23 protein-coding genes and 1 tRNA gene are annotated in these 24681 nt (G+C 71.7%); 16 read left to right on the top strand and 8 right to left on the bottom strand.

Annotation, left to right across the window (positions count from 1 at the left end; all coding sequences use genetic code 11):
• Window positions 1-67 precede the first annotated feature (67 nt).
• Complete coding sequence (locus OH768_RS32790; protein ID WP_406459559.1) at window positions 68-1621, top strand: MFS transporter; 1554 nt, start codon at window positions 68-70, stop codon at window positions 1619-1621.
• On the top strand, window positions 1618-2226 hold the full coding sequence (locus tag OH768_RS32785) for a TetR family transcriptional regulator (RefSeq protein ID WP_406459558.1): 609 nt from the start codon (window positions 1618-1620) through the stop codon (window positions 2224-2226). Before OH768_RS32790 ends, OH768_RS32785 begins: the two co-directional genes overlap by 4 nt.
• 23 nt (window positions 2227-2249) lie before the next feature.
• Here the strand turns inward: OH768_RS32785 and OH768_RS32780 are convergent, their stop codons facing one another.
• Window positions 2250-3122 carry a spermidine synthase gene (locus tag OH768_RS32780; protein WP_406459557.1) on the bottom strand — a complete coding sequence of 291 codons (873 nt, stop codon included), beginning with the start codon at window positions 3120-3122 and terminating at the stop codon, window positions 2250-2252.
• A 57-nt stretch (window positions 3123-3179) separates the two neighbouring features.
• The gene (locus tag OH768_RS32775) at window positions 3180-3614 is read right to left on the bottom strand and encodes a hypothetical protein (RefSeq protein ID WP_406459556.1); all 435 of its coding nucleotides are present in this window, start codon (window positions 3612-3614) and stop codon (window positions 3180-3182) included.
• 272 nt (window positions 3615-3886) lie between these two features.
• On the opposite strand from OH768_RS32775, the gene OH768_RS32770 reads away from it, so the two are divergent.
• Window positions 3887-5359, top strand: coding sequence for a hypothetical protein (locus OH768_RS32770; RefSeq protein WP_406459555.1), 1473 nt, complete (start codon window positions 3887-3889; stop codon window positions 5357-5359).
• 12 nt (window positions 5360-5371) lie between these two features.
• Here the strand turns inward: OH768_RS32770 and OH768_RS32765 are convergent, their stop codons facing one another.
• The gene (locus OH768_RS32765; protein WP_406459554.1) at window positions 5372-5968 is read right to left on the bottom strand and encodes a histidine phosphatase family protein; all 597 of its coding nucleotides are present in this window, start codon (window positions 5966-5968) and stop codon (window positions 5372-5374) included.
• 209 nt (window positions 5969-6177) lie between these two features.
• On the opposite strand from OH768_RS32765, the gene OH768_RS32760 reads away from it, so the two are divergent.
• From OH768_RS32760 to OH768_RS32730, 7 genes are all read left to right on the top strand, one after another.
• A complete protein-coding gene (locus OH768_RS32760; protein ID WP_406459552.1) occupies window positions 6178-7143 on the top strand; it encodes a phosphatase PAP2 family protein in 966 nt (321 codons plus the stop codon).
• Window positions 7094-8272: a hypothetical protein gene (locus OH768_RS32755; protein ID WP_406459551.1), complete on the top strand. Its 1179-nt coding sequence runs from the start codon at window positions 7094-7096 to the stop codon at window positions 8270-8272. The genes OH768_RS32760 and OH768_RS32755 overlap by 50 nt, the downstream gene beginning before the upstream one ends.
• Window positions 8263-9861 carry a hypothetical protein gene (locus OH768_RS32750; RefSeq protein WP_406459549.1) on the top strand — a complete coding sequence of 533 codons (1599 nt, stop codon included), beginning with the start codon at window positions 8263-8265 and terminating at the stop codon, window positions 9859-9861. The genes OH768_RS32755 and OH768_RS32750 overlap by 10 nt, the downstream gene beginning before the upstream one ends.
• Complete coding sequence (locus OH768_RS32745) at window positions 9858-11198, top strand: AAA domain-containing protein (protein WP_406459548.1); 1341 nt, start codon at window positions 9858-9860, stop codon at window positions 11196-11198. The genes OH768_RS32750 and OH768_RS32745 overlap by 4 nt, the downstream gene beginning before the upstream one ends.
• Before the next feature lie 672 nt (window positions 11199-11870).
• Complete coding sequence (locus OH768_RS32740; RefSeq protein WP_359607811.1) at window positions 11871-12242, top strand: hypothetical protein; 372 nt, start codon at window positions 11871-11873, stop codon at window positions 12240-12242.
• A gap of 136 nt (window positions 12243-12378) precedes the next feature.
• Window positions 12379-12993, top strand: coding sequence for a bifunctional DNA primase/polymerase (locus OH768_RS32735; RefSeq protein WP_406459547.1), 615 nt, complete (start codon window positions 12379-12381; stop codon window positions 12991-12993).
• Window positions 12984-13057 (top strand) — tRNA-Lys (locus OH768_RS32730). The genes OH768_RS32735 and OH768_RS32730 overlap by 10 nt, the downstream gene beginning before the upstream one ends.
• 51 nt (window positions 13058-13108) lie before the next feature.
• On the opposite strand, the gene OH768_RS32725 is transcribed toward OH768_RS32730, so the two are convergent.
• Window positions 13109-14455 carry a M6 family metalloprotease domain-containing protein gene (locus tag OH768_RS32725; RefSeq protein ID WP_406459546.1) on the bottom strand — a complete coding sequence of 449 codons (1347 nt, stop codon included), beginning with the start codon at window positions 14453-14455 and terminating at the stop codon, window positions 13109-13111.
• A 344-nt stretch (window positions 14456-14799) separates the two neighbouring features.
• Here OH768_RS32725 and OH768_RS32720 point away from each other — a divergent pair, with 344 nt between their 5' ends.
• Window positions 14800-16629 carry a putative bifunctional diguanylate cyclase/phosphodiesterase gene (locus OH768_RS32720; protein ID WP_406459545.1) on the top strand — a complete coding sequence of 610 codons (1830 nt, stop codon included), beginning with the start codon at window positions 14800-14802 and terminating at the stop codon, window positions 16627-16629.
• On the opposite strand, the gene OH768_RS32715 is transcribed toward OH768_RS32720, so the two are convergent.
• From OH768_RS32715 to OH768_RS32705, 3 genes are all read right to left on the bottom strand, one after another.
• Complete coding sequence (locus tag OH768_RS32715; RefSeq protein WP_406459544.1) at window positions 16617-17738, bottom strand: LLM class flavin-dependent oxidoreductase; 1122 nt, start codon at window positions 17736-17738, stop codon at window positions 16617-16619. The two genes, OH768_RS32720 and OH768_RS32715, sit on opposite strands and share 13 nt — an antisense overlap.
• A gap of 90 nt (window positions 17739-17828) precedes the next feature.
• Window positions 17829-18563 carry a decarboxylase gene (locus OH768_RS32710; RefSeq protein WP_406459542.1) on the bottom strand — a complete coding sequence of 245 codons (735 nt, stop codon included), beginning with the start codon at window positions 18561-18563 and terminating at the stop codon, window positions 17829-17831.
• On the bottom strand, window positions 18560-19345 hold the full coding sequence (locus OH768_RS32705) for an aspartate/glutamate racemase family protein (RefSeq protein ID WP_406459540.1): 786 nt from the start codon (window positions 19343-19345) through the stop codon (window positions 18560-18562). Before OH768_RS32705 ends, OH768_RS32710 begins: the two co-directional genes overlap by 4 nt.
• A 148-nt stretch (window positions 19346-19493) precedes the next feature.
• On the opposite strand from OH768_RS32705, the gene OH768_RS32700 reads away from it, so the two are divergent.
• Both OH768_RS32700 and OH768_RS32695 read left to right on the top strand, forming a co-directional pair.
• Window positions 19494-20456, top strand: a complete 963-nt coding sequence (locus OH768_RS32700; RefSeq protein ID WP_406459538.1) for a D-2-hydroxyacid dehydrogenase — start codon at window positions 19494-19496, stop codon at window positions 20454-20456.
• Between the two features lie 22 nt (window positions 20457-20478).
• The gene (locus OH768_RS32695; protein ID WP_406459537.1) at window positions 20479-21873 is read left to right on the top strand and encodes an amidase; all 1395 of its coding nucleotides are present in this window, start codon (window positions 20479-20481) and stop codon (window positions 21871-21873) included.
• On the opposite strand, the gene OH768_RS32690 is transcribed toward OH768_RS32695, so the two are convergent.
• Window positions 21854-22348: a DUF3830 family protein gene (locus OH768_RS32690; protein ID WP_359607793.1), complete on the bottom strand. Its 495-nt coding sequence runs from the start codon at window positions 22346-22348 to the stop codon at window positions 21854-21856. The genes OH768_RS32695 and OH768_RS32690 overlap by 20 nt on opposite strands.
• 47 nt (window positions 22349-22395) lie before the next feature.
• Here OH768_RS32690 and ehuB point away from each other — a divergent pair, with 47 nt between their 5' ends.
• From ehuB to ehuD, 3 genes are read left to right on the top strand one after another with little or no spacing between them, the layout of a single operon-like run.
• A complete protein-coding gene (gene ehuB / locus OH768_RS32685) occupies window positions 22396-23313 on the top strand; it encodes an ectoine/hydroxyectoine ABC transporter substrate-binding protein EhuB (protein WP_406459536.1) in 918 nt (305 codons plus the stop codon).
• Window positions 23310-24032 (top strand): ectoine/hydroxyectoine ABC transporter permease subunit EhuC, encoded by a 723-nt coding sequence (gene ehuC, locus OH768_RS32680; RefSeq protein ID WP_406459535.1) that lies wholly within the window; start codon window positions 23310-23312, stop codon window positions 24030-24032. Before ehuB ends, ehuC begins: the two co-directional genes overlap by 4 nt.
• On the top strand, window positions 24029-24679 hold the full coding sequence (ehuD, locus tag OH768_RS32675) for an ectoine/hydroxyectoine ABC transporter permease subunit EhuD (RefSeq protein ID WP_406459534.1): 651 nt from the start codon (window positions 24029-24031) through the stop codon (window positions 24677-24679). The genes ehuC and ehuD overlap by 4 nt, the downstream gene beginning before the upstream one ends.
• Window positions 24680-24681 lie beyond the last annotated feature (2 nt).

The following is a 24681-nucleotide window of genomic DNA, read 5'->3' as shown; positions in this document are numbered from 1 at the left end:
CATATTGACAGTTGACTCCCATTTGGAAGTAGCCTCTCATTAGGTTGCTACCTTCTGGGAGGTCCGCATGTCCGCACCGCCCCCTCTGTCCTCGTCCCCCCGCCGCTGGCTCGCGCTCGCCGCGCTCACCCTGAGCGTGCTGATCGTCGGCCTCGACGGGACCGTCATCAACGTCGCCCTGCCGACCATCGCGGGCCAACTCCACGCCGACAGCGCCCAGTTGCAGTGGATCGGCGGCGGCTATCTGCTGACCCTGTCCGTGGCGATGCTCCCGGTCGGCCTGCTGGGCGACCGCTACGGCCACAAACGCCTGCTGCTCTCCGGCATCGCGCTCTTCGGACTCGCCTCGCTCGGCGGGGCGCTGGCCTCCTCGACGGCGCAGGTCGTCGCGGCCCGCGCGGTCCTCGGCCTCGGCGCCGCCGCGATCACCCCGCTCTCCATGGCGATCCTGCCGCGCGTGTTCGCCAAGGAGGAACTGCCCCGGGCCATCGCCGTCTGGACCGCCGCCACCGCGCTCGGAATGCCGGTCGGCCCCCTGGTCGGCGGCTGGCTCCTGAACCACTTCTGGTGGGGCTCGATCTTCCTCTTCAACCTCCCCGTGGCCGCCCTCGCCCTGACGGCAGGCATCTGGCTGCTCCCCCGCGACAAGACCCGCGCGCGTGAGACCCCCGCCTTCGACACCCTCGGCACCCTCCTGGGCGGCCTCGGCATCACGGCTCTCGTCTACGGCACGATCCTCATCCCGCAGCTCGGCTGGACGCACGCGCGCGTGGCCGTCCCGCTCACCGCCGCGGCCGTACTCCTGACCGCCTTCGTGGTGCGCGAGCGCCGCCACCCGCACCCGATCGTCGACCTGGGGCTCTTCGCCGACCGCCGCTTCCTGTGGGGCACCCTGATCGCCGTCTTCGTCAACTTCGCGGTGATGGGCATCCTGTTCGTCGTCCCGCAGTACCTGGAGGCGGTCCTCGGCAACGACTCCTTCGGCACCGGACTGCGCGTACTGCCTCTGATCGGGGGCCTGATGGCGGCGGCCGCGGCGAGCGAGCCCCTGGTGCCGCGGCTCGGCGTCCGTACGGTCATCCCGTTCGGCCTGTCCGTGCTCGCCGCCGGCGCCCTGCTCGGCGCGACCTCGGACGGCTCGACCGGCTACGGCTTCACCGCGCTGTGGCTCTCCCTCACCGGCCTCGGCTTCGGACTCGCCGTCGTCCCCGCGACCAGCCTGGTGATGGGCTCGCTGCCCACCGACAACACAGGTTCGGGCACCAGCCTCCTGGAGACCGTGCAGCAGCTCGGCGGCGTCCTGGGCGTGGCCGGCCTGGGCAGCCTCCTCGGCTACGGCTATCTCGCCCGCGTCCGCACCGACGGCCTCCCGGCGCAGGCGGCGCACACGGCCCGCGACTCGGTCTCCGGCGCCGACGAGGTGGCCAGGCAGCTGCACGACACGGGCCTCGCGAGCTCCGCCCACGAAGCCTTCGTGCACGGCATGAACCTGGTGCTGACCGCCTGCGGCTCGATCTCCCTGCTCGCCGCGGTGCTGGCCCTGCTCTTCCTGCCCGGCCGCACCACCTGCTCCCGGACGGTGGCCCGGTCCCGGCGGGAACACGCAGAATCGGTGGCATGACGACGCACGAGACCTCCGCCGCCCCCCTCGGCCTGCGCGAGCGCAAGAAGCGGCAGACCCGCGAGCGCATCCGCCGTGAGGCCTACCGCCTCTTCGCCGAGCACGGGTACGAGACGACCACGGTCGACCAGATCGCGGACGCGGCGGAGGTCTCGCCGAGCACGTTCTTCCGGTACTTCCCCACCAAGGAGGACGTGGTCATCCAGGACGAGTACGACCCCGCGCTCGCCGAGGCCCTCCGCGCGCGTCCCGCCGGCGAGCCGATCGTGGACGCGATCCTCAACTCCCTGAAGGGGCCGCTGGGTCAGATGCTGGACCAGGACCGCGAGGACCTGCTCCTGCGCACCCGCATCACCTTCACCGACGCCGCGATCCGGGCCCGCAACGTCGTCGAACAGCAGCGCAGCGAGGAGGCGATCGCCGCGATCATCGCCGAACGCACCGGCCGCGCCGCGACCGACCTGGAGATCAAGTGCGCGGCGGCGGCCATCATCGCCGTGTTCACGACGCTCGTACGGCACTGGGTGGAGGGTGACGGACAGGAGGACCTGGCGGAGCTGTACCAGCGCCATCTGCCGCTGCTGGCACGGGGGTTGGACTTCTGACCGGTTGGGCCGGATTTTCGAACTCAGCGGAACACGGACGGGGGCGGTGCCGGTGAGGCGACCGCCGCGGCGTCCGTCACCGGTACGGCGCCGCCCGTGAAGTCGGTGAGTTCGCGGCCGTGTTGGAGCCGGCCGGGGTGCGGGTCGGAGGCGGCGCGCCGGGTCAGTTCGGCGAGCGGCAGCGGGTGGTCGGAGGCGACCAGGACGGCGTTGCCGAACCGTTTGCCGCGCAGCACGGTCGGGTCGGCGATCAGCGCGAGTTCCGTGAACCTGGCGGCCACGGTGGCGATCTGGCCGCGCAGATGCGCGAGCGGGGGTCCGTCGGCGAGGTTGGCGGCGTAGATCCCGCCCGGCCTGAGCGCCCGGCGCACCTCGTCGAGGAACTCGGTGGAGGTGAGGTGGGCGGGCGTACGGGCGCCGCTGAAGACGTCCGCGACGACGAGGTCCGCCCAACCCTCGGGCAGTTTCGCGAGTCCCGCGCGGGCGTCGGTGGAGCGCACCCTGATCCGCGCGTTCGGGTCCAACGGCAGCTCACGGCGGACCAGTTGGACAAGCGCCGCGTCGAACTCGACGACTTGCTGGGTGGACCGGGGACGGGTGGCGGCGACATACCGGGCGAGCGTGAGGGCGCCACCGCCGAGGTGCACGGCCTGGATCGGCTTCCCGGCCGGTGCGGCGAGGTCGATGACGTGGCCGAGGCGGCGCTGGTACTCGAAGGACAGATACGCCGGGTCGTCGAGGTCGACGTAGGACTGCGGCGCCCCGTCGATCAACAGGGTCCAGGCCCGCGCACGGTCCCGGTCGGGTATCAGCTCGGCGAGCCCACCGTCGACGGCCTCGACGACGGCTTCGGCGGAGCCGGCACCACCTCGCCGGGTGTTCCTGGACTTTCCCATTGGCCCATTATCGGCGTGCGGCGGTGGTCCGGCGCGTCCGGCCTCAGCGCGTGGCGCTCACCGACAGCCGTCCGCCGCCTCGATCAACCGGGCCGCCTCGCCCAGCGCGGCCCGCAGGACCGCAGGGTCGGTCGCGAGGTCCGCGCCGCCGGGGGGCAGCAGCCAGTCGGAGCCCTCGACCGGGGGTTCGGGGTCGGGGGCGAGGCGCAGGCCCCGGCCGTGGGTCCCCGTGCAGGTGCTGCCAGGGACGTCCCAGGCCGCCGCCGTGCCCGGCGGGACCAGGAAGCCGAGGGTGCCGTCGCCGTCGTCGTGCAGCACGGGCCCGACCCCGTCGCACGCGCCGCGCCGCAGGATGTCAACGGCCTCCAGGCCCTGCCGCGTCGGCACGGTCACCAGATCGCAGGCGGAGTCCGCGAACGGTGGCGCACTGCACTCAGCGCTCGGCATTCGAGGATCGACGCTCTGACTGGTCTCCATGCCGGTCTCCACCACGGAACCCCTCCTTGGACGAGCGGGTCGGGAGTCGGGTGGCTCCCGGATCCATGGAGTTCAACGCGTCGAAGCGTCAACGGCTACGGCACAAGTCCGCCGCAAAGGATGGCAGTTCATGGCAGATCCCGGATGAGATATCCGGTTTGTAGCCAAACCCTGCGTGGCGGGTCGTGCACAGCAGGTACGTTCTTGCCCGCTGGAAACAGGGCGTCACTCACACAAGTCACCCTGAATCCGGCATGGTTCGACGGTTCGCACGAGAGGACCCGGCCATGGCGTCGTCAACGGTGCCCCTGCCCCAGTTCCCCCAACCACCGAGACCCAATCTCGCCTTCCGGCGGCTGCGCGGACAGCGCTCACCGGCGGAGTTCGCCGCGGCCGTACGCCGGTCCGCCCGCGAGATCGGCGAGCGGGTCAGCTGCGACGCGCGCTATGTCGGCCGCGTCGAGGCCGGTGAGATCCGTTGCCCCAACTACGCGTACGAACGGGTGTTCCTGCACATGTTCCCCGGCCGCACGCTCGCCGATCTCGGCTTCGCGCCCCGCTCGTCCGTACGCGGACGCGGGGCGCGCACCGCGGAGGACACGCCCCCCGCACACCCCACGAGCCCGGGATACACCCCGGGCGAGACGGGTGGGCCGGATGAGACGCAGGAGGCGTACGAGCCGTATGACACACAGGACCCGTACGAGAACCACGAGAACCACGAGAACCACGAGGAGAGCGACGTGCTGCGTCGCGCATTCATGAGGGGCGGCACCGTCACGGTGGCCGCCGGCACGCTGGGCCCACTGGGGCTCACATTGGACGCCGTGGCAGCGGAACGTGCCGCCCGCCGTCCCGGGACGAGCGAGGCGGGCGCCCTGGAAGAGGCCGTCCGCAGAATCCGGCTGCTCGACGACCGACACGGCGCCGACGGCCTCTACCGGCGCGCGGCGGCCCCGCTGCGCGCCGCCTACGCCCTGCTCGACGCGGGCACCACCCGGCAGTCCGTCGCCGAGCGACTGCACTCCGGAGCCGGCGAACTCGCCATCTCCGTGGGCTGGCTGGCCCACGACTCCGGCCGCTTCGACGACGCCCGCTCCCACTACGCGGAAGCCCTCGCCACGGCCCGGGTGACCGGCGACGCGGGCCTTGAGGCACACGCCTTCTGCAATACGGCGTTCCTCGCGCGGGACGCCGGACGCCCGCGCGAGGCGGTGCGCGCCGCACAAGCCGCGCAGCGCGTCGCCCGCCCCCTGGGCTCGGCCCGCCTGATGTCGCTGCTCGCGCTGCGCGAGGCGGGCGGCTGGGCGGGGCTCGCCGACCGCACCGGCTGCGAACAGGCGCTGGCGCGCGCGCAGGCCCTCTACGAGCGGGGCCACTCGGAGGCCGACCCCGAGTGGATGAGCTTCTACGGAGAGGCGGAGTTGGAGGGTCTTGAGGCGCAGTGCTGGTCGACGCTGGGCGACTGGCCGCGGGCGGCACGCCACGCTCGGCGTGCAGCCCAGCTCCAGGATCCGCACTTCACGCGGAACATCGCGCTGTACACGGCCGAGCTTGCCGACGATCTCGCGCGGGGAGGCCGTCCCGACGAGGCGGCGACTGCGGGGATGCGGGTGCTTGATCTGTTGGACCTGGTGCAGTCGTCGCGGATTCAGACGATGCTGGCCGGGACTGCGCGGGTGCTGTTGCCCCACCGGCGCGCTTCGGGGGTGTCGACGTTCCTGGAGAGGCATTCCAGCCCGCCCAGGACAGCGGCCTAGGCGCAGGAGCTTTCAGGCGACCAGGTGCCCCAGGTCGTTCCAGCTCTCGATCGCCGGTTCGTCATAGGCCCAGCCGAGTACTGACAGGGACGTCGGGTTGAGGCGGATGCGGGCCGCGAAGTCGATCGGCAGGCCCAGCCAGCGGGCGCCGATCGACCGGAGGATGTGGCCGTGTGCGAACACCAGGACGTCACGGTCCTCGGCGCGTGCCCAGGCGACGACCTCGTCCGCGCGGGCGGTCACTTCCGCGAGGGTCTCCCCTGAGGGGACGCCGTCGCGCCAGATCAGCCAGCCCGGCCGCAGGGCCGCTATCTCCTGCGGGGTGAGGCCCTCGTAGGCGCCGTAGTCCCACTCCATGAGGGTGTCCCAGTCGGTGGCGCGGTCGCCGAAGCCGGCGAGTTCGCAGGTCTCACGCGCGCGTGCCAGCGGGCTGGTGCGCACCTCGACCCCGGGGAGGCCGTCCAGCGGGGAGCGGTGCAGTCGCTCGCCGAGCACCTTGGCGCCGCGCCGGCCCTCTTCGAGGAGCGGGACGTCGGTCCTGCCGGTGTGCTTCCCGGACAGCGACCATGCCGTCTGTCCGTGCCGGGCCAGCAGGATGCGCGGTGCCATGGGGGACCTTTCCGGGAGATAACCAGAGGCGGCTCATTCCATCATCGCGCACCCTGGGGAAGGGCAACCCGGGGGGCGATCTCTGCGTCTTTGAGGTCCGGGGGCGCCCGAAACGGGGCGCGCGCATACGCCGTAAAGTGTCCCGACCGAGCAACCGGGAAGCCGGAGCACCGGGCACCGCACCAGGACAGAAGGGGGAGGGCGATCGGATGCCGCAGACCGAGACACCAGGCATCGAGGCGGACCGGCGAAGCCGGCTGCGCTGGTGGACCGAGCTGCCGCTGATCCTCATGGTGTACGCCTCGTACTCGGTGGGCCGCCTGCTGGCCAGGGGCGACACGGCCAGCGCCGTGGACCACGGTCTGGCGATCCTGCGCGTCGAGAAGTTCCTGCACATCAACGCCGAGCACCCGCTCAACCGGCTGTTCACGCGCGAGTCCTGGCTCGGCATACCGGCCGACTTCTGGTACGCGTCGCTGCACTACCTGATCACGCCCGCGATCCTGATCTGGCTGTTCCGGTCACGTGCACAGGTCTACCGCGCGGCCCGCACCTGGCTGATGACGTCCACGTTCATCGGCCTGATCGGCTTCACCCTGCTCCCGACCTGCCCGCCCCGGCTCCTCTCCCCGGACTACGGCTTCGTCGACACGATGGCCAAGTACAGCTCGTACGGCTGGTGGGGCGGCGACGCGAGCGCGCCGCGCGGCCTGGGCGGCATGACGAACCAGTACGCGGCGATGCCGAGCCTGCACTGCGGCTGGGCGCTGTGGTGCGGAGTCATGCTGTGGCGCTACGGCGGCACGCGGCTCACCAAGGCCGTCGGCGTCGCCTATCCGCTGCTGACGGCGATCGTGGTCATGGGCACCGCGAACCACTACCTCCTCGACGCGGTCGCGGGTGTGGTCGTGATGGGGCTCGGGTTCCTGCTGGCGCCGCAGGTCATGAAGGGCGCGGACCGGATCAGGACGCGGTTCGAGGGGCGCGGCTCACTCGTCGCGGCCCGCTCCCGTGGCGCCTCTCTCGGCACAGAAACCTCAATTGTCAGTGGTGGATGCCAGACTTCCCCGGGTGAGCGAATTCCACGGCAGCGCGAGTCACAGCTCGGTACCGGAGCCGAGCCGGGTGCCTCCCCCACGGACGCGGGGGACGGCGCTCCGGCACCGGCTCGCTGAGCTGCGCGGCCCTGACGTCCCGGCCAAGGCGCTGGACGCGCGCGCCCTCGCGGCCCTGGCCGCGAACCCGGGCTGCGAGCGACGGGCGATCCTGGACGGCGCGGGGGTGAACAAGGCGGTGCTGGCCGACGCGCTCGGCTCGCCGTCCGCCTTCGGGCAGTCCCAGTTCGCCTTCATGCGGGGCAACGCGTTCGAGGCCCGGGTGAAGGCGGACGGCGGCGCGGAGCTGCTGCGGCTGGTGCACGAGAAGCTGGACGCGGGCGCCGAACCGCCGACCCGCGCGCGGGTGCCCGAGCTGTCGGCGATCGGCCCCGAGGGGCGCGCGGCGCGTACGGCGCTCGCACTGCGGGAGGCCACCGAGGCCGCCGCCTGGACGCTGCTGGACCACCCGATGCTCGCTCTGGACGTGGCGGGCTCCCCGGCCTTCCTGGAGCCGGACGCGGTGGTCGTGCACCCCGACGGCAGCTGGACGGTCGTGGAGATCAAGTCCTTCCCGATGCTGGACGGTTCGGCGGACCCGGCGAAGGTCGGCGCGGCGGCCCGCCAGTCGGCGGTCTATGTGCTGGCCCTGGAAGAGGTCGCCGGACGCCTCGATCCTGTCCCCCGGGTACACACCCGCGTGCTGCTCGTCTGCCCGAAGGACTTCTCGAACCTGCCCACCGCGTCCGCCGTCGACGTCCGCAAGCAGCGCGCGGTCACCAGTCGCCAACTGGCCCGGCTCACCCGCATCGAGGACATCGCCGACACCCTCCCCGAGGGCACCTGCTTCGCCCCCGACCGCCCAACCGCCGAGCTCACCGCCGCCGTCGAGTCGGTACCGGCGGCCTACGCCCCCGAGTGCCTGGCCGCCTGCGAGCTGGCCTTCCACTGCCGCGACCGCTCCCGCGCGTTTGGCGCGGTCACCGCTCTGGGCCGCTCCCTGCGCGCCGAGTTGGGCGACCTGACCACGATCGACGAGGTCCTGGCGGCGGCCCACGGCGAGGCCGGCGACCCGGACGACCCGGCGGTGGCGGCACTGCGGAGAGCAGCCGAGTTGCGGGCCGAGGCGCTGGTGTACCACCCGGAGGAGCCGCAAAGCCGACAGGGAGTGCTGGACGACGCCCGGCCGGAGGGCGCCCCATGTCGCTGATCTCAACTCTCGCCCGCCTGGAGGCCGTTCGCACCGGCCGCGCCCAGCCCGCCGCCACCGTCCGCCACCGGCACCTGTCCGAGCGCCCCCTCGTCCTGGTGCCGCTCACCACCGCCGGTGAGGCCGGCGCACCCCTCGGTGCCCTCGTCGGTACGGACCGGGACGCGCCGCGCCTGCTCGTCGTACCGCAGCCGCGCGACCGTGACCTCAGGTTCGCGTTCCTGGCCGAACTCGCGGACGTGGTCCTGCCGTACATCGACACGTTCGCCGACGACGTGGAGGCCGCCGAGCGCAACGAGGCCGATCCGGAGACCGGCAAGCGGGTCAAGGTCGAGGTCGAACTGTGCGCGGACGCCCCGCAGTTGATCGTGCCGAGCCGCGCGGGCATCGAGCTGGTCCGGCTGCTCGGCCGCTCGATGCGCTTTCGCCGTACGGCCGAGCAGGACCCGGAGACCCCGCATCCCGCGCCCCCGCACGTGCCGTTGCTCGGGCGCTGGCTGACCCACTTCGGGGAGCGGGCCCGGGTGCCCGGCTCCGCGCTGCTGCTCGCGCTCACCGAGGTACTCGGCCGGCACTGGGCGACCGGTCAGTCCAGCCTGGAGGATCAGCACCTGGGCGCGCTGCTCGCCTGGATCGACCCACCGGCCGGTGTCTCCGGTGCCGAGGCCGCGCTCGACGCGGAGCTGCGGCGGGACGCGCAGGGTCAGTTGGTGTGCCCGCCCGCGGGCCCGGCCACGGACCCGGCGTTCGACAACAAGCTGCTCGCCCCCGCCATCGAGCGCTACGACCGCGCCCGCACCGCCCTCGCCGCCGCCGAGGACGGCATGGAGGCCGACGACCGGCTCGGTGAACTCACCGCCGCCGAGCGGGAGATCAGGGCCCTCGTCGAGAGCCGCACCCGCCCCACCTGGGACGCGGTGTGGCGCGGGCTCGACCTGCTGCGGGCGCTGCCCGAGGGCGCGCACGCCGTCGACCGGTGGACGCGCGACCGCTGGTCGTTCACCGGTCACCGCGACCGGATCGTGGCCGGTGAGCCGCCGCAGCCGCGCCGCGACGACGCGGTGACAGCGGCCAACAAGCTCGCCACGCGCGAGCGCGAACAGGCCCGTCTGGACGCCCAGGAGGCCCTGGACGACCCACTGGTGATGGCCGGGCGGCGGCTCGCCGGGGAGGCCTTCGCGGGCGAGGTCACGGATGTCGTCATGGCGTACAGCGAGGGCAAGAGCCCCCGTCCGCGCCCGCTGGTGACCGTGCGCACGGACGACCGGCCCCATCTCGGGGAGCGGGTCAAGGTGTTCCGGTCGCTGGGCGGCAAGCCGCAGTCCGCGGAGTTCGTGGGCCACGAGGAGGAAGGTGCCCTCGTCGTGCTCCGGGTCGTCGACAAGATGGGCCGGGGCAAGGAGCCGGAGACCGGTTCCGTGCCGGAGAAGGGCGACCGGATCTGCTTCACGCTCTTCGAGCACGAGCAGCGCGGCGGCGCGAAACTGCCCGACCCGGAGGAGACACCGTGGACGCACGGCGGCCCGCCGGGCGAGGAGACCGCTGTCCAGGAGTCGGCGGACCCGGTGACCGAGGAGGACGTCCTGTGACCCCGGACATCACCTTCGACCCCGGTGCCGAGGCAGGCCGGGCCACCGACGCGATCCTGCGCGACACCCTGCACGGCACCGCGCGCGGAGTCGTCGTCGACTCCCCGCCCGGCGCCGGCAAGTCCACGCTCGTCGTCCGCGCGGCGCTCGAACTGGCCGACGCGGGGCGCCCGTTGATGGTGGTCGCGCAGACCAACGCCCAGGTCGACGACCTCGTCATGCGGCTCGCCGAGAAGAACGGCGAGCTGCCCGTGGGCCGCCTCCACAGCAGTGACGCGGACCCGTACGACAAGGCGCTGGACGACCTGCCCAACGTAAGGAAGTCGGCGAAGGCGGGTGAGCTGGCCGGGCTCCCGGTCGTCATCTCGACGGCGGCCAAGTGGGCACACGTCAAAGTTGACGAGCCGTGGCGGCACGCGATCGTCGACGAGGCGTACCAGATGCGCTCGGACTCGCTGCTGGCCGTGGCCGGGCTGTTCGAGCGGGCGCTGTTCGTGGGCGATCCGGGGCAGTTGGACCCGTTCGCGATCGTCGGCGCGGAACAGTGGGCGGGCCTGTCGTACGACCCCTCGGCCTCGGCGGTGACGACCCTGCTCGCGCACAACCCCGAACTGCCGCAGCACCGCCTGCCGGTGTCCTGGCGTCTCCCGGCGTCAGCAGCACCCCTGGTGTCGAACGCGTTCTACCCGTACACCCGTTTCCGCAGCGGCACCGGCCACGGCGACCGGCGGCTCAACTTCGGCATCCCGTCGGACGGTTCGGGCCCGGACCGGGTGATCGACGAGGCGGCGGAGTCGGGCTGGGGCCTGCTCGAACTCCCCGCCCGCCACACGCCCCGCACGGACCCGGAGGCGGTACGGGCGGTGGCGACGGTCGTACGACGGCTGCTGGACCGGGGCGGCGCGGCCACGTCGGAGCGCTCACCCGACCCCACCCCCCTGACCGCCGACCGGATCGCGGTCGGCACCGCGCACCGGGACCAGGCGGCGGCGGTCCGCGCGGCGCTGGCGGAGCTGGGCGTCACGGACGTGACGGTGGACACGGCGAACCGGCTCCAGGGGCGGGAGTTCGACGTCACGGTGGTCCTCCACCCCCTCTCCGGCCGCCCCGACGCCACCGCCTTCCACCTGGAGACGGGCCGCCTCTGCGTCCTCGCCTCCCGCCACCGGCACGCCTGCATCGTGGTCTGCCGCGCCGGGGTGAGCGAACTGCTGGACGACCACCCGTCGACGGAACCAGTGCAGCTGGGGGTGACGGTGAAGTTCCCGGACGGGTGGGAGGCGAACCACGCGGTGCTCGCACACCTGGCAGAACACCGGGTGCGCTGGAGACCATGAACCGGCGTTCCAACGCCGGGCCGGCGGGCACCCGGCCGCCTCCCGCCGGACGGAGTCCGGCACGCCGCCGGAGGCGGCCCATGGATACAGCCCGGACGGGTGGGAGGCGAACCACGCGGTGCTCGCACACCTGGCAGAACACCGGGTGCGCTGGAGACCATGAACCGGCGTTCCAACGCCGGGCCGGCGGACGCCCGGCCGCCTCCCGCCGGACGGAGTCCGGCACGCCGCCGGAGGCGGCCCATGGATACAGCCCGGACGGGTGGGAGGCGAACCACGCGGTGCTCGCACACCTGGCAGAACACCGGGTGCGCTGGAGACCATGAACCGGCGTTCCAACGCCGGGCCGGCGGACGCCCGGCCGCCTCCCGCCGGACGGAGTCCGGCACGCCGCCGGAGGCGGCCCATGGATACAGCCCGGACGGGTGGGAGGCGAACCACGCGGTGCTGGCGCATCTGGCAGAACACCGGGTGGTGTGGAGACCCTGACGGCTGGGCAGCCAATCACGCGGTGCCGGTGCACCTCGGGGAACATCGCGGGGTCCGGGAGGCTTGAGGGTTCCGGGACCGTGCCCCGGTGGTATGCCCGGGGCCTCTTGCGCGGTCGGGAGACAATGGACGGTGGTCCGGCTCGTGAGGCGGGTCATCCATGACGTACGAGGAGGAGAAGACATGGCGGAGCACACGCCGCGTCGCAACGAATCGCGGCTACGCCCCGCGCCCCTGCTCTTCGAGCCCGCGCAGGCGGCCGAGGACCCGGAGCACTTCTTCGACCTGGAGTCGATGGACGACCCGCGCGCGCTGCTGGCGCGGGCGACGGAGCTGACGCACGCGTTCCGCGCCGCGACGGACCGCGCGGTGGAGTTCCAGGCGATCGCGGCGGCCCAGCTCGCCGACCCGCGCCGGTTCGACCGGCTGACGCCGGCGGACATCGCCGAGCGGGCCGGGTGGACCGAGGACTACGCGAAGAAGATGGTCGAGTTCGGGCGGGATCTGCTGCGCGGCACCGAGGGGCGGGACAGCGGGGCCGTAGACCCGGTGTGACCCGAGGGGCGAGGGAGTTTTCGGCACAGCTATTGGCATATGCCCGGTGGGCAAGATACTCCCTCCCGCCCCCTCCTGTCCCGATTTCGGGCAACCCTCGGAGAGCGCGCGCTCACGGCCGGTAGATCTGTTCGCCATGAGCCGCACGCAGGACGACCCCTTCGCCGACCGCTTCGACATCTCGGGCGTGACACCGGACGGTGCCGCCTGGCTCGCCTCGGCAGGAACGTATCCGCGTAGCACGCTCGCCCTGTGGCGGGAGCGGCCGGACGCCCCGGTCGTCCTGCCCTGCGGCTCCGCCTTCGACGTGGTGAACGCTCCGGCCATCTTCGGCCGCCGTATGGTCGACCGCTTATGGGACGAGGGTCCCGGCTCCGGGCCGGTCGCGACGCACCGGGGCCGGATGCTCCTGTTCGCCACCCCCGGGACGGCTCAGCGGCTGCCCTCACTGCTGGGCTGGGAGGAGTGGGGCGCGGCTGACGCGGAGCGCGGTCGTACGGGGTCGGTCCCGCCGCTGCTGTGCCACGGCAAGGGCGACGCGGTGACCGTCCCGGCACTGGTCGGCGCGGCCGATCGGACGCCGTTCGACTCCCGCTGGCTGGTCGCTCCCGACACCCGCCGGCCCTGGCTCCCCGGCGCGGAAATCCTGCTCTGGGCAGCCGTGCGCGCCGCCCGCGCGACCGTGCACATATCGATTTTTCCTCCCGCCGATCAGGATGCTAAGGTCTACGACGTCAGCAGGCGCCGCTAGCTCAGTTGGTTAGAGCAGCTGACTCTTAATCAGCGGGTCCGGGGTTCGAGTCCCTGGCGGCGCACCTGTGAAGGGCCCTTCGCGAGAGCGAGGGGCCCTTTGACGTACCCGGTCCTCAGGGCCTGTCTCCCGGCGTGATGGTCACCGTCCACGCCCCCGAATCCGTCCGTCCCTCCACCGCCACCCGTACGTTGTCGCCGGGCACGGTGAAGGTCTCGCCGAGGGCGACCGGGGCGTCGGCCAGGGGCGGGTAGACCGAGGTCTCCCAGCAGGCCTCGGTGCGGGGGTGGGCGTCGACGACCTCGATCGGGCCGCTTCCGGAGGCCGCGCCGCCGCGTACCCGGTAGACGAGGATGCCCTGTTTGCAGGCCGTGCTGTCGTTGCCGACGGGGCTGCGGGCCTCGAAGGCGAGCGCGCTGTCGGTGCCGGTCCGCACCACGGCCAGTTTGACGCCGAGGCCGAGTCCGAACGCGGGCGATCCGGCGTTGCCGGCCGCCGGGGGCTCGGCGGCCAGGGGTTCCAGGGTCAGCCGGGTCGGCCCGGCCCCCCGTACGCACACCACCTGGCGCGGATCCAGCCAGCCCAGCTTCCACTTGTGCCAGGCGAACAGGTCGGGGGCCAGGCCGAATTGACTGCCCATCAGATCCCAGTCGCCGACATACGTGTCCCAGTCGCCCTTGCCGTCCACCGGCCGGTGGTAGAGGTCCGGCAGGTCGAAGACATGGCCCGTCTCGTGGGCGAGGACAAGCCGGTCCGGCGGGTGCTTCTCGAACACGGTGACGACCCGCCGGATGTCCGTGCCGTCGGCCCGCAGCGGGGTGTCCAGGTTGACGACCTTCGTCGCGTCCGAGTCCACCCCGGGCGCGTCCGGATCGGCCACGAAGTAGACGACGTCGTAGTGGGAGAAGTCGACCTCGGGGTCGGCGGCGGCGAGCGCGTCGCGGAGATACGCGGCGCGGTTCACCGGGTTCCAGTCGCGCTGTATGGCGTACGACGTGGACGGCCTCGGCATGCGGACCCAGTTCCGCAGCGGGTGCGGACGGAGCGTGAACCTGCCATAGGAGGCGCGTTCGTAGAAGCGGGTGGTGGCCGGGAAGTGGTCGGCGGCCAGCTCGGCGGGGGTGGTCCGCGGGGTCGCGTCGGGGAAGGAGAGGAAGATCATCACTGCGTTGAGCGGGCGGGCGGGGCGCGGGTAGGCGGCGTTCCAGGTGTCCAGGCCCTCGGAGTGGTGGGCGTCGGTGCGCTTGAGGGCGCAGGGGGTGGACGAGTAGGGCTCGGCAACCGACTGGCTGGACATGATGGAGGTCGCGGCGACCGCGGACATCGTGGTGAACACGGCCGCGGTGCTGCGCAGTCGGGGGCGCGCCCGCCACTGGGAGAGCCCCTTGGGTGCCGTACGGGAGAGCCCCTTGAGGGGGAGCTGACACGGCACGAGGACCTCCGGGAGCGGTTCGCGGGACACCGATACCCAGCCTGTGATGGTTTGTTGGGGTATGCCTCGTTTATCTGCACCAGATGAGTGAGGGGGACGCCCGGGACGGCTGAGACACGCCCGGGCCGACATCCGGAAACACTCACGGAACGTCACATGCGGTCGGCCATTTGGCGAACCCGTCCAGGTGCGGGCGGAATCGATCTGCCGGAACGGGCCGTTGTTCCGGGACACTGGAGAGTGGCTGGAAGGGCCGGGGGCCAACCTCTATGATCGGCACACTTTCCTGCACGGACACGGCACGGCGGCCTCCCACCCGGTCGGCCATCCCGACGAGACCCATCCGAAGATCGAGTGCACTGCGGGAGCGAGCGGTGAGCGGAACGTCCGAAGGGCCGGCGCCCGCGGCAGACCTCATCCGGCCGGCCGTAACAGAGAGTAGTGGCGACGCGTCGCCCGGTGTCAGTCTTCCCGTGGACGGCAGGCTCGGGTCCGCCTTCTCCGCGTCCCCCCTCGCCATGGCCGTCGTGGACCGCGACGGGCTGGTGGTGAGCGCCAACGACACGTTCGCCGCGCTGCTCGGCAAGGGCGGTGCGGCGCTCGCCGGGCTGGTCGCGGCCGATCTGGTGGACCTGAGGTCGGACGCCCGCACCTGGCACGCCTATCGCGAGGTGCTGCGCGGCCGGCAGGCCAAGCTGAGCCGCACCCGCCGGGTCAAGCACCCCGACGGGCACTCCCTGTGGGTGCAGGTGACCGCGGCACCGCTGCCGGCCGCGGAGCACGGCGTGCTGCTGTCACTCACCGACATCAGCGACCGCCGTGAACTCCAGGCGCGGCTACGGCACTTGGAGATGCACGACCCGGTGACCCGGCTGCCCAACCGCACCCTGTTCTTCGAACGGCTCTCGGCCGCGCTGGAGGCGGGGTCGTACGAGCAGGGCGGCACCGGACGGATCGGCCTGTGCTATCTGGACCTGGACGGCTTCAAGGCGGTCAACGACACCCTCGGCCACCGCGTCGGCGACCGGCTGCTGGCCGCCGTGGCGGAACGGCTGACGCGGTGCGCGGACGAGGCGGGCCATGCCCGGGCCACCGCCCCGCTGGTGGCACGGCTCGGCGGCGACGAGTTCGCGCTGCTCGTCGAGGACTCGACCGGCACCGACCAACTGGCCGATCTCGCCGAGTCGGTGCTCAGGGCGCTGCAGGCGCCCTTCGACCTCTCCGGCCAACGGCTGTCGCTGTCGGCGTCGATCGGGGTGGTCGAGCGGCAGGCGGCCGGTACGACGGCCACCTGTCTGATGCAGGCCGCCGACACCACGCTGTACTGGGCGAAGGCCGACGGCAAGTCCCGCTGGACGCTGTTCGATCCGGAGCGCAACGCGCACCGCATGACCCGCCAGGCGCTGGCCTCCACCCTCCGCCCGGCCATCGAGCGGGGTGAATTCACCCTGGAGTACCAGCCGTTGGTGGGCATGGAGAACGGACGGCTGCGCGGGGTCGAGGCGTTGGTGCGCTGGAACCACCCGCAGTTCGGCATGCTGACGCCGAATCGGTTCATCGGACTGGCGGAGGAGGACGGCTCGATCGTGCAGCTCGGCCGCTGGGTCCTGGTCACCGCCTGCCGCCAGGCCCGGCGTTGGCAGCTGGACCACCCGGACGAGCCGCCGATCTTCGTGAGCGTCAACGTGGCCGTACGCCAGGTGTGGGACTCGGACCTGGTCGCCGACGTCGCGGAGACCCTCGCGGAGACCGGACTCGCCCCGCATCTGCTCCAGTTGGAGCTGACCGAGTCCGCGGTGATGGGCTCGGCGGGTCGGCCGTTGCAGGCGCTCCAGGCGCTCAGCGACATGGGTGTGCACATCGCCATCGACGACTTCGGCACCGGTTACTCGAACCTGGCGTACCTGAGCCGCCTGCCGGTCTCGGTCCTGAAGCTGGACGGTTCCTTCGTACGGGGCTTCCAGTACGAGGGGGAGGGCGTCCCGCCGAACCCGGCCGACGAGGTCATCGTCGAGGCGATGATCCAACTCGCCCACCGGCTGGGCCTGTCGGTGACCGCCGAGTGTGTGGAGACCTCGGCGCAGGCGTCCCGGCTGCGCAGGATCGGCTGCGACACCGGACAGGGGTGGCTCTACTCCCGCCCGGTGGCGCCGGATCGTATCTCCGAGTTGCTGGGTACGAAAGCCTGCAATCAGGCCTCCTGACTGGCCGTCAACTCATAGGCGTCGGCGATCAGTTCGTACGAGCGCAGGCGCAGGTCGGCGTTGTGGGCGTGGGACGTGAGCATCAACTCGTCGGCGCCCGTGCGCTTCTGCAGGTCGTCGAGGCCGGAGCGGACCTCGTCGGCGGTGCCGTGGATGACGTTGGCGTTCCAGGAGGTGATGAACTCCCGCTCCATGGGGCTGAATTCGTACGCCTCGGCCTCTTCCGGGGTGGGCACCAGGCCGGGGCGGCCGGTGCGCAGCCGGACCATGTTGAGGGCGGCGGCCAGCACCTGGCGGCGGGCGTCCTTCTCGTCGTCGGTGGCGAGGGCGGAGACACCGATCAGGGCGTACGGCGCGTCGAGCACCGCGCTCGGCCGGAACGACTCGCGGTAGAGGTCGAGGGCCGGGACGGTGTTCTGCGCGGAGAAGTGGTGGGCGAAGGCGAAGGGCAGGCCGAGCATGCCGGCCAGCCGGGCGCTGAAGCCGGAGGAGCCGAGGAGCCAGATCGGGGGGCGGTGCGGGGACTGGACGCCGCCGGGCGAGGTCGACTGGATCGGGCCGGGGACCGCGTGGATACGGGCGTAGGGGTGGCCGTCCGGGAAGTCGTCGTCCAAGAAGCGGACGAGTTCGGCGAGTTGCTCGGGAAAGTCGTCGGCGCCTTCGTTGAGGCGGTCGGTCCGGCGGAGGGCCGCCGCGGTGGCGCCGTCGGTGCCGGGGGCGCGGCCGAGGCCGAGGTCGACGCGGTTCGGGGCGAGTGCTTCCAGGGTGCCGAACTGTTCGGCGATGACGAGCGGGGCGTGGTTCGGGAGCATGACGCCGCCGGAGCCGAGGCGGATGCGGTCCGTGTGGGCGGCGAGATGGGCCAGGATCACGGCGGGCGAGGAGGAGGCGACGCCCGGCATCGAGTGGTGCTCGGCGACCCAGTAGCGGTGGAAGCCGCGGGCCTCGGCGAGCTCGGCGATCCGCACGCTGGTACGGAGCGCGTCCGTGGCGGTGCGGCCGGCGCCCACGGTCACCAGGTCCAGTACGGAGAGGGGGACGGGGGCGGTGCCCTGCGCCGTACCCCGGATCTCGTCGGTCGCGCTCCGGGCCTCGTCGTCTGCCGCCACGGTGGGTGCCTCCTGTTGTGAGCTGTGCGGTGTCTGCCCGGGCTAACAGGAGGGTGTCTCCGCTTTATTCCCGGAACCCGGCCGGGCGGCTCAGTCGGCCTGCACGAGGGGTTCCCTGGTGAACAGCGCGCCCAGCTCCGGCGCGTTGACCCTGCGGTCCGTCAGCCGCAGCGCCTCCCACACCGTGACCTGGTTCGCCGTGAGGACCGGCTTGCCCAGCTCCTTCTCCAGGCCCGTGAGATGACCGGCGGTATGCAGGGCCGTGTCCGGCAGGAGGACGGCCTCGATGTCCGGGCCGTCGACGGAACGGGCCAGCGCGAGCACCTCGTCCCGGCCCCAGGTGCCGACCTCGGCGGCGGTGATGATGCCGGAGGCACGCACCACGGCCGGCTCCACTCCGCCGGCCCGGAGGAAGTCCGCGAAGAGCGCCGCCACGTCGTCCGGATACGTCGCGCCCACGGCCACCCGTCGCACCCCCAGCTCCTTCGCCGCGTACACGAAGGCGAAGGACGTCGACGACGCCGGCAGGCCGGCCGCCCGGGCCAGGCCGCGCACCTGCTCGTGGGCGCCCTCCCAGCCGTAGACGAAGCTGCCGCTGGTGCAGGCCCAGACCACCGCCTCGGCACCGGACATGCGCAGCGCCTCGACGCCCGCCGTGAGGCGCTCGGTGGAGCCCATCTCCAGCAGCGCGTCCACGCGGTGTGCGTCCTCGCCGATGTCCGTGTGGACGAGGTCGAGGCGGATGTCGCTGCCGAGGAGCTGCTCGATGCGCGGGTAGTCGTCCTCGGCGGAGTGTCCCGGGTAGAGGAATCCGAGTGCGGTCATGACCAGCCTTCCTGGTGTTCTTCCGGCAGTACCGGCCCCGGGCGGCGCGCGGACTCGTCCAGCAGCGCCTGATAGGGGCCCACGGCACGGGTACCCAGTCGGCGCAGGGCTGCCCACATCGTGACCTGGTTGGCCGACACAACCGGTATCTGCAGTTCCGCCTCCAGCTGGGGGATCACGTCGTACGTCGGAAGGTTGGTGCAGCTGATGAAGAGCGCGTCGGCGGCGCCCTTGACGGCCTGGCGGGCCATGTCGACGACGTCCCGGTACGGCACCTTCCAGATGTGCCGGGTCAGGCCCATGAAGGCGCGGCCGGTGACCTCGACGCCGGCCTCGGCGAGGTACTCCTCCAGGGACTGGGTAACGGACACCGTGTAGGGCGTGACCAGGGCGATCCGGCGGGCGCCCAGCTCGGTGAGGGCGGCGAGCAGGGCGCCCGAGGTGGTCAGGGACGGGACCTCGCCGGCCCGGGTCATCGCCTCGCACATCGCGCGCTCCCCGGCGAGTCCGCCGACGAAGCTCCCGGAGGTGCAGGCGTACGCGACGACCTCGGGGGCCACCGCGTTCAGCGTGCGGACCGCGTCATGGAGCGTCTCGTGTTCGCTGACGAGTCGCGCCAGGTCGAGGCTCACCTCGACGGGCACGAACGGCGTCCGCGTGAGGTGCAGCGAGATGTCGTCGGGGACCCACCGCCACAACTCGCGGTCCAGCGCGAAGTCGAAGGGGGCGACGACACCGACACCGCGCTGCGGGCGGGGTCCGCCCAGGAAGGAAACGTGCATGGCAACACCGGCCTCACCAAGAGAAACGGGGTGACAACGGTCCGTGCGGGCGTCCGTGTTGACGAAGGTAGGTTCGAGTGCGAGCGTGGTCAATCCGCGCATGTCAGACGGCCGCACCCCGGTTGTTTCCCGCGAGAAACGGCTCCGCATGACCGCAACTCCCGCTGCCCCGCCCACCCTTCTCGTCCTGGACGCCGACCCGCTCCCCCGCCTCGGAAAGCTCACCGGCCGCGTACGCGTCCAGCACGCCGACGCGTCGACACTCGCGGAGCAGCTGCCGTCCGCCGACATCCTGTTGGTGTGGGACTTCTCCTCGCGCGCAGTGCGCTCCGCCTGGCCGGGCGGGGGTCCGAGACCGCGCTGGGTGCACACCGCCAGCGCGGGCGTGGACCACCTGATGTGCCCCGACCTCGCCGACTCCGACACGGTGGTGACGAACGCGCGCGGCGTCTTCGACGATCCGATCGCCGAGTACGTCGCCGCCCTCGTCCTCGCGATGGCCAAGGACCTGCCGCGGACGCTGGACCTCCAGCGGGGGCGGACCTGGCGGCACCGCGAGGCACAGCGGGTGGCCGGGACCCGGGCCTGTGTGGTCGGCTCCGGGCCCATCGGGCGGGCGATCGTCCGCGTTCTCAAGGCACTTGGCGTGACGACGGCGCTGGTCGGCCGTACCCCACGCACCGGTATCCACGGCCCCGGCGAACTCGACCGGCTGATGGCCCGCGCCGACTGGGTGATCTCGGCGGCACCGCTGACCGACGAGACGCGGGGCATGTTCGACACCCGACGGTTCGGCTGCATGCAGCCCTCGGCCCGTTTCATCAACGTGGGCCGGGGACAGCTCGTCGTGGAGGACGCGCTCGCGGAGGCACTCACCAAGCACTGGATCGCGGGCGCCGCACTGGACGTCTTCGAGACCGAACCCCTCACCCCCGACAGCCCGTTGTGGCAGGTCCCGGGGCTGATCGTCTCCCCGCACATGAGCGGCGACACGGTCGGCTGGCGGGACGAACTCGGCGCGCAGTTCGTGGAGTTGTACGAGCGCTGGGCGGCGGGCAAGCCGCTGCGGAACGTGGTCGACAAGAAGCGCGGGTACGTACCGGGGCACTGAACTCCCCACTCTGGAGGGCCGGATGACGACCGAACTCACCGAGCTGACCGCCGTGGAACTCCTGGACGGCTACCGCAGGCGGGAGTTCAGCCCCGTGGAGGCGACCCGCGCGACCCTGGAGCGGGCCGAGGAGATCCAGCCCGTCGTGAACGCGTTCGTACGGCTCGACGCGGAGGGCGCGTTGGCGCGGGCGGCCGAGTCGGCGGAGCGCTGGCGGCGCGGCGAGCCGGCCGGGCTGGTGGACGGGGTACCGGTCACCGTGAAGGACATCCTGCTGCAGCGCGGCGCTCCAACCCTGCGCGGCTCCAAGACCATTGCCGAGCGGGGCAGTTGGGACGAGGACGCACCCTCGGTGGCCCGGCTCCGCGAACACGGCGCGGTGTTCATCGGCAAGACGACGACCCCTGAGTTCGGCTGGAAGGGCGTCACGGACTCCCCGCTGTCCGGCATCACCCGCAACCCGCACGACCCCTCGCGCACGGCCGGCGGTTCGAGCGGCGGAAGCGCGGCGGCGGTGGCCTTCGGCGCGGGTCCGTTGTCGCTGGGCACGGACGGCGGCGGCAGCGTCCGAATCCCCGCGTCCTTCTGCGGGATCTTCGGGCTGAAGCCGACGTACGGCAGGGTGCCGCTGTACCCGGCGAGCGCGTTCGGCACGCTGTCGCACGTCGGCCCGATGGCCAGGGACGCGGCGGACGCGGCGCTGCTGCTGGATGTGATCGGCGTACCGGACGCCCGCGACTGGTCGTGCCTGGACCGCCCGTCGGGATCCTTCACGGAGGTGCTCGCGCACGGCATAAAGGGCCTGCGGATCGCGTATTCCCCGTCCCTCGGCGGCCAGGTCGCGGTGCGTCCGGCGGTCGCGGCGGCGGTACGGCGGGGCGTGGAGAGGCTGGCCGCGCTCGGCGCGTACGTCGAGGAGACCGACCCCGACTTCACGGACCCGGTGGACGCCTTCCACGCCCTGTGGTTCAGCGGAGCGGCCCGGGTGACCCAGAAACTCGCCCCGAAGCAACGGGAGTTGCTCGACCCGGGGCTGCGGGAGATCTGCGCCGCCGGGGCGCGCCTCTCCGCGCTGGACTATCTGGCGGCGGTGGACGTCCGGATGGAACTCGGCCGCAGGACGGGCCAGTTCCACGACCGCTACGACCTCCTCGTCACGCCCACTCTCCCGATCACCGCGTTCGAGGCGGGAGTTGAGGTCCCGAAGGGTTCCGGGCACCGCCGCTGGACCGGCTGGACCCCGTTCACGTACCCCTTCAACATGACCCAACAGCCCGCCGCCACCGTCCCCGTGGGGAACGACGGCGACGGTCTGCCGATCGGCATGCAGATCGTGGGGGCACGGCACCGGGACGAACTGGTGCTGCGGGCGGCGCACGCCTGCTTCACCGGCGGACTCACGCCCGCCGGAAGCTGAGCGTCTCCCCCGCCGCGCCGGACCGCCACAGGTCGTTGCAGGCCTCCGCCATCTCCGTCAGCCCCTCGGTCACCTCGCCCCAGACGATGCCGGGTACCCAGCCCACATCACCGTTGAGGAGGAGGTTGTTGCGTTCGTAGAACAGGGCCAGGTCGACGACCGTCGTACCGGCGCGGACCTCGCGGTCGTAGCCGTAGGCCTTCGTGCCCAGTTCCGTGCCCGCGAAGGCGAAATAGCAGAGATCGCCCGGTATGGGGGTGACCGTGGGGTTTTCCAGCGGGGGTTCCGTTTCCGCGAATGGCGGGAAAAGGGCGTAGATCTCGTTGCGGGCGTACTTGGCGTGGTAGACGTCGCCGGCGAGCGGCAGTGCGTTCCAGATCGCCGCGCAGGTCAGCGGGGCGCGGTCTACCAGCAGTTTTGCCCGGCAGTGGACGTTCCGCTTTGCGAGTGAGACCTCGATGAAGTGATCCGTCATGTCATCCAGGGTGCATAACCCCGGAGCGGTCGGGTAGCTGCGCGCCCATGGCTCCACCAATTGGGAACGACAGACACACATCCGGTCACACGCCGGGGCACACCCGCCGGGCACTGCTCGCCGGGGTGGCGGCGGCAGGTGCGCTGGGCGCGGCCGGCTGCAGCCGTGTGGCCACCGCGTCGACCACCAGCGGCGGTGAACTGCTCGACCGGCTGAAGGCACAGGGCGTCGTACGGCTGGGGATAGCGGGTGAGATCCCGTTCGGCTACATCGACAAGGACGGTCAACTGACCGGTGAGGCACCGAAGTTGGCGGAAGCGATCTTCAAGCGGCTCGGCGTCGACAGGGTGCAGCCCGTGCCCACCGAGTTCGGATCGCTCATCCCGGGGCTGAACTCGCAGCAGTTCGACGTCGTGGCCGCCGGGATGTACGTGACCCCGGAACGCTGTGCGCAGGTCATCTTCGCCGACCCGGACTACCAGGTGCTCGACGCGTTCGTCGTCCGCAAGGGCAACCCGAAGGGGCTGCACACCTACAAGGACGTCGTCGCGAAGAAGGCGAGGTTCGCCACCGGCACCGGCTACGCGCAGATCCAGCACGCCGTCGACGCCGGGTACAAGCAGAGCGACATCCTGATCGTCCCGGACCAGGTCGCCGGGCTGAACGCCGTGGAAGCGGGGCGTGTCGACGTCTTCGCCGGCACGGCGCTCACCACCCGCGCGGTCGTGAAGAACTCCGCGAAGGCGGAGTCGACCACGCCCTTCGCCCCGCTCGTCGACGGGAAACCGCGCATCGACGGGGGCGCCTTCGCGTTCCGGCCGACCGAGACGAAGCTGCGCGACGCCTTCAACGCCGAATTGCACAAGCTCAAGAAGAGCGGGGAGTTGTTCCGCATCCTGCGGCCCTTCGGATTCACCAAGGCCGAGATGACGAACCTCACCGCGAAGGAGCTCTGCAGCGGATGACCTCAGGACTCTGGGAACTTGTCCTCAAGGGGATCTGGACCACCGTCCAACTCCTCGTCCTCAGCGCACTGTTGGCGACCGCCGTGTCCTTCGTCGTCGGCATCGCGCGGACCCACCGGCTGTGGATCGTCCGCTTCCTCGCCGGCTTCTACACCGAGGTGTTCCGCGGCACCTCCGCCCTCGTCATGATCTTCTGGGTGTTCTTCGTGCTGCCGGTCGCCTTCGGCTGGCAACTGGTCCCCCTGTGGGCGGGCACGCTCGCCCTCGGCCTGACCTACGGCGCGTACGGCACGGAGATCGTGCGCGGCGCCCTGAACGCGGTCGACCCGGCGCAGCAGGAGGGCGGTGTCGCGCTCAGCTTCACGCCCTGGCAGCGGATGCGGCTGATCCTGCTGCCGCAGGCCGTGCCGGAGATGATCCCGTCCTTCTGCAACCTGCTGATCGAACTCCTCAAGGGCACCGCCCTGGTCTCGGTCATGGGCATGGGCGATCTCACCTTCAGCGCCAACCTGGTACGGCTCGCGCTGCAGCAGAGCGCGCAGATCTACACGTACATCCTGCTGATCTACTTCGTGATCGCCTTCACGCTCACCCGGCTGATGCGCGGACTGGAGAAGCGGCTCAAGGCCGGGATCGGCAAGGACACCGGGGGCGGTTTCGCCGCGCGTGAGTTGAGGCGCCCGGAGACCACCGGCGTCGGAGGAGGTGGGGTCGCGTGAAGTGGGACTGGAACGCCGTGAGCGAGTTCATGCCGTACTTCTGGGACGGCCTGAAGGTCACCCTGCAGGTGCTGGTCCTCGGCTCGCTGATCTCGTTCGTGCTCGGGCTGGTGTGGACGCTGCTGATGCGGACGCCGACCCGCTGGGTGCGCTGGCCGGTCGGGGTCGTCACCGAGTTCGTCCGGGACACCCCGCTGCTGGTGCAACTGTTCTTCCTGTTCTATGTGTTGCCCGAGTGGGGGCTGACCTTCTCCGCGCTGACCACCGGTGTCTTCGCGATCGGGCTGCACTACTCGACGTACACGATGCAGGTCTACCGCGCGGGCATCGAAGCGGTGCCCGTCGGCCAGTGGGAGGCGGCCACCGCGCTGAACCTGCCGGTGCGCCGGACCTGGACGGCCGTCATCCTGCCGCAGGCCATCCGCCGGGTGATCCCGGCGCTCGGCAACTACGTGATCGCGATGCTCAAGGACACCCCGATCCTGATGGCGATCACCGTGCTGGAGCTGATGGGACAGGCCCGGCTCTTCTCCCAGGACCACTACCAGTTCACCGAGCCCATCACCGTGATCGGCGTGGCCTTCATCCTCATCTCCTATCCCGCCTCCCTGCTGATCCGAGCCCTGGAGCGACGCCTTGTCCGCTGACA

Origin of the sequence: Streptomyces sp. NBC_01622, from assembly GCF_045209635.1 — a bacterium.
Classification (GTDB): domain Bacteria; phylum Actinomycetota; class Actinomycetes; order Streptomycetales; family Streptomycetaceae; genus Streptomyces.
Note: the sequence above shows the minus strand (reverse complement) of the source record. Positions and strands in the feature narration are given on the sequence as shown.

Bases quoted from the DNA above. Each gene is read 5' to 3' on its own strand.
- OH768_RS32790 (WP_406459559.1), top strand. From the start codon at position 68: ATGTCCGCACCGCCCCCTCTGTCCTCGTCCCCCCGCCGCTGGCTCGCG.
- OH768_RS32785 (WP_406459558.1), top strand. From the start codon at position 1,618: ATGACGACGCACGAGACCTCCGCCGCCCCCCTCGGCCTGCGCGAGCGC.
- OH768_RS32780 (WP_406459557.1), bottom strand. From the start codon at position 3,122: ATGGGAAAGTCCAGGAACACCCGGCGAGGTGGTGCCGGCTCCGCCGAA.
- OH768_RS32770 (WP_406459555.1), top strand. From the start codon at position 3,887: ATGGCGTCGTCAACGGTGCCCCTGCCCCAGTTCCCCCAACCACCGAGA.
- OH768_RS32765 (WP_406459554.1), bottom strand. From the start codon at position 5,968: ATGGCACCGCGCATCCTGCTGGCCCGGCACGGACAGACGGCATGGTCG.
- OH768_RS32760 (WP_406459552.1), top strand. From the start codon at position 6,178: ATGCCGCAGACCGAGACACCAGGCATCGAGGCGGACCGGCGAAGCCGG.
- OH768_RS32750 (WP_406459549.1), top strand. From the start codon at position 8,263: ATGTCGCTGATCTCAACTCTCGCCCGCCTGGAGGCCGTTCGCACCGGC.
- OH768_RS32740 (WP_359607811.1), top strand. From the start codon at position 11,871: ATGGCGGAGCACACGCCGCGTCGCAACGAATCGCGGCTACGCCCCGCG.
- OH768_RS32735 (WP_406459547.1), top strand. From the start codon at position 12,379: ATGAGCCGCACGCAGGACGACCCCTTCGCCGACCGCTTCGACATCTCG.
- OH768_RS32710 (WP_406459542.1), bottom strand. From the start codon at position 18,563: ATGACCGCACTCGGATTCCTCTACCCGGGACACTCCGCCGAGGACGAC.
- OH768_RS32705 (WP_406459540.1), bottom strand. From the start codon at position 19,345: ATGCACGTTTCCTTCCTGGGCGGACCCCGCCCGCAGCGCGGTGTCGGT.
- OH768_RS32700 (WP_406459538.1), top strand. From the start codon at position 19,494: ATGACCGCAACTCCCGCTGCCCCGCCCACCCTTCTCGTCCTGGACGCC.
- OH768_RS32695 (WP_406459537.1), top strand. From the start codon at position 20,479: ATGACGACCGAACTCACCGAGCTGACCGCCGTGGAACTCCTGGACGGC.
- OH768_RS32690 (WP_359607793.1), bottom strand. From the start codon at position 22,348: ATGACGGATCACTTCATCGAGGTCTCACTCGCAAAGCGGAACGTCCAC.
- ehuB (WP_406459536.1), top strand. From the start codon at position 22,396: ATGGCTCCACCAATTGGGAACGACAGACACACATCCGGTCACACGCCG.
- ehuC (WP_406459535.1), top strand. From the start codon at position 23,310: ATGACCTCAGGACTCTGGGAACTTGTCCTCAAGGGGATCTGGACCACC.